This is a genomic window from Peribacillus sp. FW305-BF15 (assembly GCF_058783805.1).
This window is the reverse complement of the sequence record NZ_JBYSYV010000003.1, coordinates 214,588-229,109: the sequence shown is the minus strand read 5'-3', so window position 1 is coordinate 229,109 and position 14,522 is coordinate 214,588. Positions and strand designations below refer to the sequence as shown.

Here is a 14,522-nt window from a genome sequence, read left to right as displayed (position 1 = left end):
CCTTTGTCATTAATCCATCGAACAATCACACAAAAAAACACTCGGCCTGGACCGAGTGCACATTACTTATGAATGACTTGAACCCTGCCTACCTGGCCATCAGTCAATCTTACTTTAATTCCATGAGGGTGGGTGCTGGAGTTGGTTAAAATATCCTTTACAGTGCCGCTTGTCAGCTTTCCGGTGCGTTGATCTGCTTTAAGTACAATATCCACAGAGGCACCTGGGGTAATATCTTTCCGGTTTTTACCGTTCATGTTCGATTCATTCCTTTTCAGAGTTATTTGCAGCCATTCAACCATGCAGTAACTTCAGTATAAGGAAAACGGCGGGCCCAGTCGACTATTAGATAAAATCACAAATTGGCAGTCAGCGAATTTTCTTCAATGGTTCGACAGCAGGGCCATTTAACACTTCACCAGCGATGGAGTAGCGGGAGCCATGGCATGGGCAATCCCAAGTACGGTCGCCGCTATTCCAGGCAACTTCACACCCCATGTGTGTACATGTGGAATCAACAATATGAAGCTGGCCATCATGGTCACGGTAACACCCAGCTTTGTCTCCATCCACCTTCACGATTGCTCCTTCATCAATTCCTATGTCTTCCGGCGTTTTATGATTGACAGCCAATTTGCCTTTGATCAGATGCTTCGCCACATCAGCATTATCTTGAAGAATATTCTTCACGCCTTTTAAACGGGCAGGATCATACAATTCCGCATACCGATTTTCTTTTTGCAAAATCCGGTCAGTTAAGATCCTGGCGGCAATCGATCCATTCGTCATTCCCCATTTCGCAAAGCCGGTAGCTATCAGAACGTTTTGTTGGTTGGCTGTCACTGGACCGACGAAGGGGATATTATCCGGTGTCACGATATCCTGTGCCGACCAGCGGTAGGGAATGTCTTTCACATCGAAATACTGGGCACTGAAGTCCTTCAGTGCTTCATAATGCTCGATCGTCGATATTCCCTGGCCTGTTTTATGGCCATCTCCGCCAACAAGTATAAGTTTTTCCCCATTGTCCAATTCCGTATAGCGAAGGGAGCGGCTAGGGCTGTCTGCACTGTAATACATCCCGCCTGGATACTCCTGTTCAGTCCTGATGCCAAGCACATAGGACCTACTTACATGAACACGGGCAAAGTATAAGCCCTTTTCATCATTGAAAGGGAAGTGGGAGGCCACGATAACCTGATTGCTTTTGATGGAATGTCCCGTATCAGTTAGAACGGTTGGTGGATCGCCATCTTCAATTTTCATTGCCGTTGTCCGTTCATAAATGGTGCCTCCTGCATCGAGAATTGTCGAAATGAGGGCCGTTAAATATTTTAATGGGTGAAACTGTGCTTGATCTTTCATTATCACAGCAGCTTTACATGGAATGGAGAAAGGGATATTCTCCGCATAATCCCCCCGAATGCCAAGTTTTTGATAAGCTCTCAGTTCTTTTTGGATTTTGCTTATATATTCGTCCGTATTTGCGTACACATAGGCATCCTGTGCAGTCAAATTACATTCAATGGAATGTTCTTCTACCAAGTCTTTAATCAGCTTCATTCCATCTGTATTGGCTTCATAATAAAGCTTGGCATTCTCTTCGCCATGGTCAGTGATCAACTGGTCGTAAATCAGGCCATGCTGGGCCGTGATTTTTGCTGTAGTGTGTCCTGTCGTTCCGGTAAGGATTTGGCCTGCTTCAATCAGTGTGACTTTTACACCTTGTTTAGCAAGTAGGTAAGCAGATGTGATTCCGGTAATTCCGCCGCCTACTATTAAAACGTCAGTGGTTAGATCTGTATCTAGTTTAGAAAAAGAAGGGAATGTTAACGCACTGCGCCAATAAGGTTCCGGAAATCGGGGAAGGTCTGTATTTTTTTCAGTCATTTGAATACCTCCATACAGTTCATTAGTGAATTGCCCATTTATTACCATACCCAAATTCGCTATTTATACGCTTATTTTTGTAAGAAGAAAGACTAAAAAAATACATTATTTGGTTTGTTTACAATTATGTATACATGTAAACAAAAATAGATGCTTTGTACACAAATAGGTATACATGTTTACAAATGCGTACACATGGCTATATATTAAGGTTTATACATGTTTGTTCCTATTGTAAACAATTTGAAAACAATTCGACAAATATAGCTACAACTAATGAAGGATTGACTATAGTGGAAACTTTTTCAGCTTCCGGAATCGTGGAGAGGAGGGCCGTTAAATACTTTAAAGGGGGTGAAACTGTGCTTGATTACAAGGAAAGGAGAAAGGGATTTTTTCTGCATAATCCCCGCGAATGGCTAGTTTCGATAGGCTTTTGGTTCTTTTGGGATTTTACATTTATATTTGCGTGAATATAGGTATCCATTGCAGTCAAATTACATTCAATGCAATGTTTTTCTACATAAGCCCATTCTTTCTGCATTGGCTACATATTATAGTTTGGCTTTCTCTTCACCATGTTTTAGTGAACAAAAAAGTCGTAAACCAGTCATGCTGTGGTGTGTCCCGTTATTCCGTTAAGGATTTCGCCAGCATCTATCAGTGAAACTTTATTACCTTGTTCCCTGTAATTCCGCCGAAGGACTGACACCGATTGAAGAAGCTTTGGCTTATGGAAAACTACTATTGGAGCTGCATAGTTTAACGCAAGAAGCTCTGGCACAAAGACTGGGAATAGGTCAATCTACCGTGGCGAATAAGCTTCGGCTGCTTAAGCTGCCGAAGGAGGTTCAGGATGCACTTCTTCAAAAGCAAATTACGGAACGCCATGCCCGCTCGAAGACGTCAGTGGTTATATCTGTATCTAGTTTAGAAAATGAAGGGGAATTTAACGCACTGCGACAATCGTGTTCCCGAATTTGGGAAGTTTCTGTATTTTTTCAGTCATTTGAATACCTCTATACAGTTCATTAGTGAATCGCCCGATTATTACCATATCTAAAATCTACTATTTATCTGCTGATTTTTGTAAGAAGAAATATTTTAAAAAATACATTATTTGGTTTGTTTACAAATGAGTATACATGTAAACAGAAATAGATACATTGCAAACAAAATGTATACATGTTTACAATCAAGTACACATAGCTATTTATAAGGTGTGTACATATTTGTTCCTATTGTAAACAATTTGAAAACAATTCGACAAATATAGCTACAACTAATGAAGGATTGACTAACGTGAAAACTTTTCCTATTCTTAAAGGGAATGCTTCACTTAAATTTTTTCCATGAAAAAGGGGATGTTTTTAGATGAGTTCTAGAATCGCAGCAGTAGACGTAGGAAATGATGCTATCAAGGCTATTTTTGGAAAGCTAGAGTCTGAACTATATATACCGAATGTCATTGCAAAAGACATAGAGGACCGTCCGGTCATTGGGATTGAGGAACTTGATGAAAAAAACCCATTGGAAGGGATTCATATCAGGGTCCATTCACCGGCTCTGCAAGACAATAATGCGATTTATCGCGTTGGGAACTTGGCGACAAAAAGTGATAATCCTACCGAATTGGATTTAGGAAGCAGTAAATCGGAAGAAGATCAAACATTAGTCATGCTTTTTGCGGCTCTTGCATTAGACGCTGCCAAGTTGGGGGACAACGATACATTCAAAAAAGTGAATAACGTTGTGGAAGCCAACTATACTCTTGGAACAGGGTTGCCACTTCGGGAGGTTAAAGAAGGGAAAGACGTCGGATACCGCTCGAAATTACTTGGTTCAGTCCACCAGGTGGAATTTTTAATTACTCCTAAATACCAAGGCATGAAGGTTAATATCAAATTTGATGAAGTGAAAGTCTATCCAGAGGGTTTTGCAGCATACATAAATTTGGTCATGGATAAAGATTTAAATATCATTAATCGTGAATTAATAGATAGAAGAATACTGATTCAGGATATCGGTGGATTATCGACGGATATCGCTGTCATTAAAAATCGTAAAGTTGACGATGACAAAGCGCAAGGATTCAATTTGGGAGTAGCTGAAGCCCTTGAATCGATTCGCGAAGAAATCAGGAAGAAACATGGTGTCGAGTTGGATAGCAGGCGCGACGTCGTTGAAATCATCACGAAGAAAAATGATCGCAATCATATTATGGTTCGCGGAAGCCGGACAAGCGTTCATGATATCGTTGACCGTATTTTGGGAGAACTGGCCAAAAAGCAATATCGCCACCTGCGCAACGTATGGCAAAAAAACTCACAAACGGAAATCTGCTATTTTGTAGGCGGGGGATCGATTGTCTTGAAAGATTACTTGAAAACCTTGAATCAAAATTTCGATGGCTACAATATAGACTTTTTCGAAGATGAGCGGGAAAGCGTTTGGATGATGGCAAACGCCTATTATAAATTGATTTCGGATTTTAATCGCCGCCGGAATGCAAAGGAACAGAATCAGTCCCAGCAAAAGAAGAAAGAACAAAGAACGGGTTCCATTAAATAGGTGAGAGAATGAAAAAAACAGCTTCTTCTGAAATTAAAAGAGGACAAGCCATCACTTTTCGTATCCCTTCGGATGTCTCAGACTATACGTTAAGACAGCTGCAGAAATTGAAGGAAACGGAAAGAAGGAATTTTTCCAGTAAAATTGCTGAGTATGTTCTCGATGGAGTCGGGCAATCCACCCATCAGGATCGGGAAATGATTGCCCTGCCCATGCCGAACAAGTTAAGCAAATCTCAGCGTGATTGGCTCAAGCATTCCCACTCAGAAGCTATGCTTGGAACGATTATGTACCACCTTTTATCCGATCCTTTACGCGCTACGGCCTTGCTTGCCTCTTTGAATAATAATGTATTGAGTGAGGAATTGTATGTGCAGGCCGAGCCCGAGGAAAAGGAACCCGTGGAGGTCCAGGAGGACCTGCCTAAGAAAGATTTGGATGACTTTGATTGGAATTTGAATGAACCCTCACAACAAGAGGAAGAAACAGAACCTGAAGAGGAAAATCTTGACGATCTCCTGGGTGATTTTCTTGATCAAATGAACCAGTGAATATATAGGAGGATATCTGACGAAAAGTTGGATATCCTCCTTTTTCTTTGCAGGGGCCAAAAAAAGAGGAACCCCAAGGATTCCTCTTAAGATGATCAAGCAAGGAAAATCAGTTGGTAAAGGAATAAAACGGCAAACATGTACACGAACGGATGCACTTCACGGAATTTGCCTCTTGCCATTTTTAAAATGGGGTAGGCGATGAATCCGAGTGCTATCCCGTTGGCGATGCTTGATGTTAAAGGCATGGCGACAATGACCAAAAAGGCTGGAAATGATTCATCAAAGTGTGTCCAGTCAATTTCATTAATGCTTTTAATCATCATGCTTCCGACGATGATCAAGCTAGGTGCCGTGATTGCCGCTACATTTGAAACAGCTCCTATCAACGGGCTGAAAAAGGCGGTTATTAAGAATAGGATGGCCACCACCAACGCGGTTAAACCTGTCTTGCCGCCCGCTCCTACACCAGCTGATGATTCAACCGAGGCAGCGGTCGGGCTTGTGCCGAACATGGCGCCGACAGTAGTGCCGATCGAATCTGCAAAGAAGGCACTGCCTGATTTTTCAAGCTTGTTCTCCTTCAGCAATCCAGCTTGACGGACAATGCCCAATAAAGCACCGGTCGTATCGAAAAGCATGACAAGCAAAATGGAGAAGACGACGCCATAAAGCCCATAGTTAATCACATCGGCGATAGATGTGATTGGATTGGCGACTATTATCCCTTCAGGTAACGAAGGGGTGGAAACCAGGCCGTTAATTTCCAATTGGCCTGTAAAGAAAGCGATTATGGCAGTCACGATCATTCCGATGAATATCGCTCCCTGCACATTGCGAACGATCAGCACGATCGTTATGACCAAACCAACCAATGTAAGTGCCACACTGGGATCCCTGAAGCTTCCAAGAGTAACCAGGTTGGATTCATGCTGTGTGACGACACCTGACAAACGAAGTCCGATGAAGGTAATGAAGAGCCCGATTCCGGCACTGATTGCATGCTTTAAGTTATTAGGGATGGCCTCGATCAATTTTGAGCGGAAAGAGGTTAGGGATAAAAGGATAAAGATGATACCGGTAACAAAGACTGCAGAGAAGGCAACTGTGTATGAGATATCATGGGTTCCCAATACCGAGTATGCAAAATAAGCATTCAATCCCATTGCCGGGGCTATGACAATTGGGTAATTGGCTAAAAGGGCCATGCATAGTGTACCGACTATTATTGCGAGTATGGTTGCTGTGAATGCTTGGTCGAAGGGAACACCAGCATCAGAAAGGATCATGGGGTTTACAACGATGATATAAGCCAGTGTTAAAAAGGTTGTAAGCCCCGCAAGTACTTCCGTTTTAATATTTGAATTCCGTTCTTTTAATTTAAACATGCGGTCACTCCTTTTTTATATACAAAAAATCCTTGCAAAAATCTACAAGGAGGAGATGCTTACCCTTTTTCAAGTAAGTAGCTCGATAGATGGTAATAAATCTTATAAATTATATTAGAAAAATAACTAAAGTACAATAGGATGAAAAATTTTAAGGTACAGGTTTTCTCGAAAATAGATAATGATATACTAACAAATAGCTTAGACTAAGGATAATGACTTGAAATGAAGGAAGCTGTTACCATTTAAGTGGATTTATCAGTAAATTAAATGAAGAAATTCAGAAAGTAGGCCCATACATGACAGAATTCATCGACCTTGGCGTCAGCCCGGCGATTAACAACATATTAAAGCAAATCGGAATATCCACCCCTACCCCGATTCAGGAGAAATCTATACCCGATATCCTTGCTGGAAGGGATGTCATCGCGAAGGCGCAGACAGGGACGGGGAAGACTTTGGCCTTTTTACTGCCAATCCTGGAAAAAGTCGATCCCGCCGCATCCCACATACAATCACTGATCGTCACGCCAACAAGGGAACTGGCTTTACAAATCACTGCTGAATTGAAAAAATTCGCTGATGAAATCGAAGGACTTCAAGTGCTTGCAGTTTATGGCGGACAGGATGTCGAGCAGCAAATGAAAAAGCTGACAAGAAACATCTCCGTGGTGGTCGCCACGCCCGGCAGGTTATTAGATCATTTACGAAGAGGCACCATCGATCTCTCACAAACTGGAACGCTTGTGTTAGATGAAGCTGATCAAATGCTTCATATTGGGTTTTTACCAGAAGTGGAAGAGATCATGGAACAGCTTCCAGAGGAGCGCCAAACGCTGCTCTTTTCAGCGACGATGCCAGAACAGGTTCATCAATTGGCTAAACGCTATATGACTAAACCACTAACTGCCGCTGTGAAGGCTGAGCAAGTAACGGTCGAGAAAATCAGGCAGCTTGTCATCGAGACGACCGATCGTGCCAAACAATCTTCATTAATCAACATGATAAAAGAAGAACAGCCATACCTTGCAATCATATTTTGCCGTACAAAACGTCGCGTTTCGGTATTGAATGATGCCCTGAAGGCAGCTGGATTCAATTCTGAAGAGCTTCATGGTGACCTTTCACAGGCAAAGCGGGAACGTGTCATGAAAAACTTCAGAGACGCAAAGCTTCAATATTTAGTGGCGACGGATGTTGCTGCACGAGGGCTTGATGTAGAAGGCGTGACCCATGTGTTTAATTACGATGTTCCCGAGGATGCAGAAAGTTACATCCACCGAATCGGGCGGACGGGCCGTGCGGGTGAGAATGGCTTGGCTGTCACCTTCATAGCAACGAAGGATCTTCAGCTATTAAGCGATATTGAAAAAGGGATCTCCATGAAAATCGAAAGAAGGACGATTGAAGGAGTGAAAATGTTCCAACCCGATGAGGTGAGGCAAAAAAGGAAGCGTCATGAAGACCCTTCTGATGAGGGTACTCGCCGCCCGCGTTCGGGAGGGGGAAGGAAACATCGGGAACGGATTGATACGAGAGGACCGAATCGGGGCAGTCACCGTTCTGTTAATCAAGCGGACAATCGTGAAGTCGAGAGGGAGAAACCACGTGGAGGCCGGATGGAAAACAGCCGCGGGCCTATACGTGAGGATTCACGGGGAGTTCGTTCGGAAAACGGCCGCGGACCAAGGAGAGAGAATCCGCGGGGTGGCCGCTCGGAAGACGGCCGTGGACAAAAGCGTGACAATCCACGAGGAGGTCAAAGGGACAGCCGCAGATCAACTAGTACACAAGGGGCGAGCAATCGCAGAGGTGGATCTGGCAGCAGCCCCAATAGAGGGAGAAACCGGTAAAAGGGGGAGACGGGAGTGAACAAGCCTTGGTTGGCAGAATATCCAGTTTCTCTGGATCTGGCAGGGAAATTGATCATGCTGCAGTTTCCGGAAATTGAGTTGAAAGAGATCAAGCAACTTGGGGAGGGTTTCGATAACACGGTCATACAAATCAATGGGCAATTTGTATTCCGTTTTCCCCGCCGCCCTATTGCAGTTACGTTGATTCAGGTGGAAAATCAGCTTTTGCCTTCCATTGCAGGCACTTTTCCGCTTGCTATCCCGGAACCAATCTTTTTTGGGAAACCAAGCACGTTGTATCCTTATCCTTTTACCGGTTATAAAATGGTGAAGGGACACTTGCCTGTAGAAGGAACAAAAGCAAAAAAGGTCGAATCGGCAAAAAGATTTGCCCGCTTTTTGAAGGTTCTTCACAGTTTTCCTGTCGAAAAGGCTAAGCGTTTAGGTGTGCAGCCTGATGGGATGATGAGGCTTGATATACCCTATCGAAAGAAATCACTTATGGAAAATGTCTCGAATCTAATAAAGCTAGGATACTTTGAACAGGCGCATGCAGTTAAGGATTTTGTTGAAACCTTAGGTGAAGGTGAATTGGATGTTCAGCATCCGATTTCGCTCGTTCACGGAGACATCCATATCCGGAATGTTTTACTTGATGACGAAGGCGTTCTCGCAGGTGTCATTGATTGGGGAGATGTCCATATCGGGAATCCAGCCATTGATTTCTCCTTTTTATACAGTTATTTCCCAAAAGAGGTGCGCAGTGCTTTTTTCGAAATCTATGGTGAAATCGAAAAGGAAACAGAGAGCCTAGCCCGGTTCAGAGCCATATATATGCTTGTTACATTACTCGTTTATGGCATAGATCGCCACGATGAAGAGCTGATTGCCATTACGAGTACCGGTTTGAAATTTGCTATAGAAGAATAATTGTCATGCTCTTTTGATGTTTAGGAGGTACATATGAAGGCAAGTTATTATCATACAATCACATTAATGGCGAACATATTGGATCAAGCTAATATTCCCTACCAATATACAGGTCGATCTGCGCTTTTCGTACAAGGAGTGGATATCGATGAATATAAGAAAATCAGCATGGATGTACAATGGGATGTCTTTAATGAGGCTTTGGATCTTTTTTCCGAATACGCGCCAACAAAGCCTGAAAGAAGTCCTGAGACTGCATTCTTTCTAATGGATGTCGAGGGGATTTCTGTCACTGTTCGCTGCCGGTTTAACACGACCATTAAAACGGACCCTTATCGTTTATCCATAAAGATGGGGGATATGGAGGTTTGGTGCAGGTCGTTATACAGCTATTTATACGAAGAAGAAATGAGAAGGTTCAGTGCCGAGATTCATGCTTACTTATTAGCCGAGCAGAAGGGGTTCACAGCGGAAAATGAACAAGCCTGGAACCAGAATAATTATTTAGCGCTTGTCAATCGTTATGGAAATCCCGTTGAATTGGCATCAAAAATCAAACAAAACCCAAAATGGAGACTGCACCCTTTTTATAAATATATGGGGGAAGTATCCGGCAAAAAAATCACACATTTGATGGGATCGAACGGTGTGAAGGCAGTTGCACTGGCCATATTGGGAGCAGAAGTGAAAGTTGTTGATTTTTCCCAGGAAAACGCAATGTTTGCAAATGAACTGGCAAGTGGCGCCAATGTCTCCATCGAGTATATCGTTTCGGATGTCCTTTCGCTCTCATCCGAACATGAATCAGGGAATCAGGATTTGGTTTTAATGGAGCTAGGTGTACTTCATTACTTAATAGATCTGCAGCCGTTATTTGAAAAAATTAAAAAGATGCTGAAACCTGGAGGCCGATTCGTACTGCATGAATTTCATCCAATTTCAACAAAGCTCATTACTTCAAATGGTAAAAAACATAAAATAACAGGCAACTATTTCGCTCCGGCAATCGAAAACAATGAGGTCGCTTTTTCGAAGCATATGCCGGATGAGGAAAAAGGGAGCCTTTCAAGAGTTGTACAGCGTAAATGGACAATCGGGGAACTTATAACGTCAATTGGTCAATCAGGGCTCGTTATTAAAGTGCTCGAGGAAGAACCGAATCATAAAATCCATGATATCGGGCTTCCGAAAACATATACCTTGGTGGCGGAACGAGTTTAAGCTGCATGATGAGGAAATGAAAGCTGACTGAAGGAGTGTTTTCAGTCAGCTTTTTATTTATTCCACAATAAAGGGGATGCCGCTTCCGCGACATCCCCGAAAAAATTAATTTTGTGCCGACCATTCCTCTACATCCCATACTTTGGTTACCCAATCTTCATAGAAATCAGGTTCATGGCATACAAGGACAATCGTTCCTTTATACTCTTTCAATGCACGTTTCAGTTCTTCTTTTGCAACGACATCCAAATGGTTTGTCGGTTCATCGAATAACAGCCAATTGCTTTCTGTAAGCATGAGTTTACAAAGGCGCACTTTTGCTTGTTCCCCACCGCTTAAATGGCTCATCGGACGTGTAATGTGCTCGTTTTTCAAACCGACACGGGCAAGAATCGCACGTACCTGCGGTTGGTCCAGATGCGGAAATGCATTCCATACTTCATCGATCGGCGTCGTATCGCCTGCTTTCACTTCTTGTTCAAAATAAGAAGAAAAAAGGAAATCGCCAAGAGATCTTTTACCGCCTAGAGGATCGATTTTACCCAAAATCGTTTTTAATAGAGTGGATTTACCAACTCCGTTACAGCCGACCACGGCAATTTTTTCTCCTCGCTCGATGGTCATGGACAACTTCGGAAGCAGTGGGCGGTCATATCCGATTTCCAGATCTTCACCTTCAAAGACATAACGGCTGCTCGCACGTGACTCTTTAAAGTCAAAGGTAGGTTTCATTGCAGTTTCTGGACGATCGATGCGCTCCATTCGATTCAATTGCTTTTGACGGCTCTTTGCCCGGCCGGTCGTTGAATAGCGTGCTTTATTCTTTGCAATGAAATCTTCCTGCTTTTTAATGAATTCGCGCTGTTTTTCATAGGCGTTAATATGTTGGTTTTTATTCAATTCAGCCAGCTCAAGGAATTTTTCATAAGTTGCCGTGTAACGGGTCAATTTAGAAAATTCAAGATGGAAGATGACGTCGACGACGCCGTTCATGAACTCGGTATCATGCGAAATTAATAAGAATGCATTAGGATATTCCTTTAAGTAGCTGCTCAGCCAGCGGATATGCTCCACATCCAAGTAGTTCGTCGGTTCATCTAGGAGCAGTACTTCAGGCTGTTCCAAAAGTAGCTTGGCTAGTAAAACCTTTGTCCGCTGTCCGCCGCTCAGGGCAGAGACATCACGGTCCAAGCCGATTGCATCCAACCCTAAACCGCGTGCCGCTTCTTCAATTTTAATATCCAGATTGTAAAAACCGCCGGCTTCCAGCTTGTCCTGGATTTCACCCATTTGTTCCAAGAGTTCTTCAAGTTCCTCCGGAGTGGCCGTACCCATTTTCTCTGTAACTTCATTCAGTGCTTTTTCCTGCTCGAATAAAGGCAAGTATGCATCCCGTAAGACGTCGCGAATCGATTTACCTTTTGAAAGTATCGTATGTTGATCAAGATAGCCATATTCGACACCAGGTGTCCATTCGACCCGGCCATCATCATGGATGAGTTGCCCTGTAATGATATTCATCATCGTTGATTTCCCGACACCATTTGCCCCGACCAGACCAACATGTTCGCCGGCCATCAGGCGGAATGATACATCCTTGAATAAGGTACGGTCGCCAAAGCTGTGTGCTAATTTATCTATAGAAAGTAAGCTCATTTTATATTGAACCTCCCAATTAATTTGAAAAAATCCCTACGTTTCATCATACTAAAATCTGCACGGGAATGCTATCTAATCTATTAATTTACATATATGTGGGTACGGGGAATCCTTAAAGTGAACCAACCGATTCAATGCCGTGGTGCATTATCGCCCTGTCATAAATTATATGAGATAATAGAGGAACCAGTTTAAAAGCGAAAGGATGTTAATATGAGTAAAACAGTCGTACTGGCCGAGAAACCATCGGTCGGCAGAGATATAGCAAAAGTGTTGAATTGCGGGAAAAAGGGGAATGGCTTTTTTGAAGGCGATCAGTATATCGTCACTTGGGCACTGGGTCATTTGGTTACCCATGCAGATCCGGAATCTTATGATGAAAAATATAAAACGTGGCGCCTTGAGGACCTGCCCATGTTGCCGCCTACTTTGAAATTGGTCGTGATCAAGCAATCAGGCAAACAGTTTCAATCGGTTAAAACACAATTGAATCGCAATGATGTCAAGGATGTCATCATTGCGACGGATGCAGGCCGTGAAGGGGAACTTGTTGCACGCTGGATTCTCGAAAAAGCGAATGTGAAGAAGCCGGTCAAGCGGCTTTGGATTTCCTCTGTAACGGATAAAGCGATAAAAGATGGATTTAAAAATCTGAAAGATGGCAAGGAGTATGAAAACCTATTTGCCTCTGCTGTAGCAAGGGCGGAAGCGGACTGGATCGTTGGGATGAACGCGACGCGTGCCCTAACGACCAAGCATAATGCCCAATTATCCTGCGGGAGGGTCCAAACGCCGACACTTGCGATGATTGCAAAAAAAGAAGAGGAAATAAAACAGTTCCAGCCTAAGAAATATTATGGCGTTTCGGCAAATGCAGAACCCAATTTGCGCCTCGTCTGGCAAGATGCCCAATCAAAAGATATCCGCACTTTTGATAAAAACAAGGCAGAAAAGGTTCTTGCAGCCGTTAAGGGGAAAAGTGCAGAAGTGGTTGAAGTGAACAAGGCACATAAGAAAAGTTTTTCCCCTTCTTTATATGATTTAACAGAACTTCAACGGGACGCCAATAAGAAATTCGGCTATTCGGCGAAGGAGACGTTATCGATCATGCAGCGCTTATATGAAAGCCATAAGGTCTTGACTTATCCAAGGACGGATTCACGCTTTTTATCTACGGATTTGGTTGATACGCTAAAAGAAAGATTACAGGCTGTAAGCATTAAACCATATGCCCAGTATGCATCGAGGATCCTGCGCAGCCCGATTAAAACAAATAAATCGTTCGTGGACGATAGCAAGGTTTCTGATCACCATGCAATCATCCCCACTGAGCAAACGCCGCTGCCGGGAAAACTGAGTGACAAAGAATCGAAAATCTATGATTTGGTCGTTAAAAGGTTCCTTGCTGTATTGATGCCGCCTTTTGAATATGAACAAACGACCATCACCGCAAAAATGGGGCAGGAGATGTTCATGGCAAAAGGGAAGGTCATCCTGAAGTCAGGTTGGAAGGAAGTTTATGATCACCAATTCGATGAGGAAGAAGCTAAAGATGGCCTTGCGGAGCAACTGCTTCCGAACGTTCAAAAAGGTGACAGTTTAACCATTTCGACTGTGAAACAAACAGAGGGTGAAACGAAACCGCCGGAACCATTCAATGAGGGGTCGCTTCTTTCGGCAATGGAGAATCCCGCTCGTTTCATGGCAGGGGAAAGCAAAGAGCTCATCAAGACTCTTGGTGAAACTGGCGGGATTGGAACTGTTGCAACACGTGCGGATGTCATTGAAAAACTGTTCAATAGCTTCCTGATCGAGAAGAGAGGAAAGGGCCTTCATGTCACCTCGAAAGGAAAACAACTTCTTCAATTGGCACCTGAAGACTTGCGTTCTCCAGCTTTGACAGCCCAATGGGAGCAAAAGTTAACTGCGATAGCAAAAGGAAAGCTGCCAAAACAGGCTTTCATCGGCGATATGCGCTCCTACGCCAAAAATATCGTCCATGAAATCAAAAATAGTGACCAAAAATTCAAGCATGATAACGTGTCAGGAACGAAATGTCCTGATTGCGGCAAGCTGATGCTGGAAGTGAATAGTAAAAAGGGAAAAATGCTTGTCTGTCAAGATCGTGATTGCGGCCACAAAAAAAGTGTTTCACGTGTAACAAATGCCAGATGCCCGCAATGTCATAAAAAGATGGAAATGCGCGGTCAAGGAGAAGCACAGACATTCACCTGTAAATGCGGTTTTCACGAAAAACTATCTTCTTACAATAAACGAAGAGGTCAAAATAAAAATCAAAAAGTATCCAAAAATGAAGTATCCAATTATATGAAAAAGCAAAATAAAGAAGAGCCGATCAATACTGCATTGGCAGATGCCTTGGCGAAACTGAAATTCGATAAATAAATGAAAAAGGATGGAGCAATCGCTCCATCCTTTTTCGGTATATTCCTGCTTCG

At 43.1% G+C, this 14,522-nt stretch carries 10 protein-coding genes and 1 pseudogene; 7 read left to right on the top strand and 4 right to left on the bottom strand.

Annotated elements, in window-relative coordinates; genetic code table 11:
- Nucleotides 1–62: 62 nt before the first annotated feature.
- A complete protein-coding gene (locus AC3WLU_RS04435) occupies nt 63–257 on the bottom strand; it encodes a YwbE family protein (protein WP_034316239.1) in 195 nt (64 codons plus the stop codon).
- A gap of 112 nt (nt 258–369) precedes the next feature.
- Nucleotides 370–1,890, bottom strand: a complete 1,521-nt coding sequence (locus AC3WLU_RS04430; protein ID WP_098864440.1) for an FAD-dependent oxidoreductase — start codon at nt 1,888–1,890, stop codon at nt 370–372.
- Nucleotides 1,891–2,589: 699 nt separating this feature from the next.
- Here AC3WLU_RS04430 and AC3WLU_RS04425 point away from each other — a divergent pair.
- The 3 genes and pseudogenes from AC3WLU_RS04425 to AC3WLU_RS04415 all read left to right on the top strand — a co-directional run.
- Nucleotides 2,590–2,790 (top strand): annotated as a pseudogene (locus AC3WLU_RS04425) (ParB-like helix-turn-helix domain-containing protein); the annotation flags it as partial.
- Nucleotides 2,791–3,264: 474 nt separating this feature from the next.
- Nucleotides 3,265–4,461 (top strand): ParM/StbA family protein, encoded by a 1,197-nt coding sequence (locus tag AC3WLU_RS04420; protein ID WP_057278235.1) that lies wholly within the window; start codon nt 3,265–3,267, stop codon nt 4,459–4,461.
- A gap of 8 nt (nt 4,462–4,469) precedes the next feature.
- The gene (locus AC3WLU_RS04415) at nt 4,470–5,012 is read left to right on the top strand and encodes a hypothetical protein (RefSeq protein WP_057278234.1); all 543 of its coding nucleotides are present in this window, start codon (nt 4,470–4,472) and stop codon (nt 5,010–5,012) included.
- Between the two features lie 95 nt (nt 5,013–5,107).
- Here the strand turns inward: AC3WLU_RS04415 and AC3WLU_RS04410 are convergent, their stop codons facing one another.
- The gene (locus tag AC3WLU_RS04410; protein ID WP_057278233.1) at nt 5,108–6,400 is read right to left on the bottom strand and encodes an NCS2 family permease; all 1,293 of its coding nucleotides are present in this window, start codon (nt 6,398–6,400) and stop codon (nt 5,108–5,110) included.
- A gap of 299 nt (nt 6,401–6,699) precedes the next feature.
- Here AC3WLU_RS04410 and AC3WLU_RS04405 point away from each other — a divergent pair, with 299 nt between their 5' ends.
- Genes AC3WLU_RS04405 through AC3WLU_RS04395 form a run of 3 tightly spaced genes read left to right on the top strand, consistent with a single transcriptional unit; the run spans nt 6,700 to nt 10,404 of the window.
- Nucleotides 6,700–8,253, top strand: a complete 1,554-nt coding sequence (locus AC3WLU_RS04405) for a DEAD/DEAH box helicase (RefSeq protein ID WP_492596872.1) — start codon at nt 6,700–6,702, stop codon at nt 8,251–8,253.
- A gap of 15 nt (nt 8,254–8,268) precedes the next feature.
- Nucleotides 8,269–9,183, top strand: a complete 915-nt coding sequence (locus AC3WLU_RS04400; protein ID WP_492596871.1) for a phosphotransferase — start codon at nt 8,269–8,271, stop codon at nt 9,181–9,183.
- 33 nt (nt 9,184–9,216) lie between these two features.
- A complete protein-coding gene (locus AC3WLU_RS04395) occupies nt 9,217–10,404 on the top strand; it encodes a class I SAM-dependent methyltransferase (protein WP_492596870.1) in 1,188 nt (395 codons plus the stop codon).
- Between the two features lie 105 nt (nt 10,405–10,509).
- On the opposite strand, the gene AC3WLU_RS04390 is transcribed toward AC3WLU_RS04395, so the two are convergent.
- Nucleotides 10,510–12,060 (bottom strand): ABC-F family ATP-binding cassette domain-containing protein, encoded by a 1,551-nt coding sequence (locus AC3WLU_RS04390; protein WP_034316019.1) that lies wholly within the window; start codon nt 12,058–12,060, stop codon nt 10,510–10,512.
- Nucleotides 12,061–12,276: 216 nt separating this feature from the next.
- Here AC3WLU_RS04390 and AC3WLU_RS04385 point away from each other — a divergent pair, with 216 nt between their 5' ends.
- Nucleotides 12,277–14,469, top strand: coding sequence for a DNA topoisomerase III (locus AC3WLU_RS04385; protein ID WP_492596869.1), 2,193 nt, complete (start codon nt 12,277–12,279; stop codon nt 14,467–14,469).
- Nucleotides 14,470–14,522 lie beyond the last annotated feature (53 nt).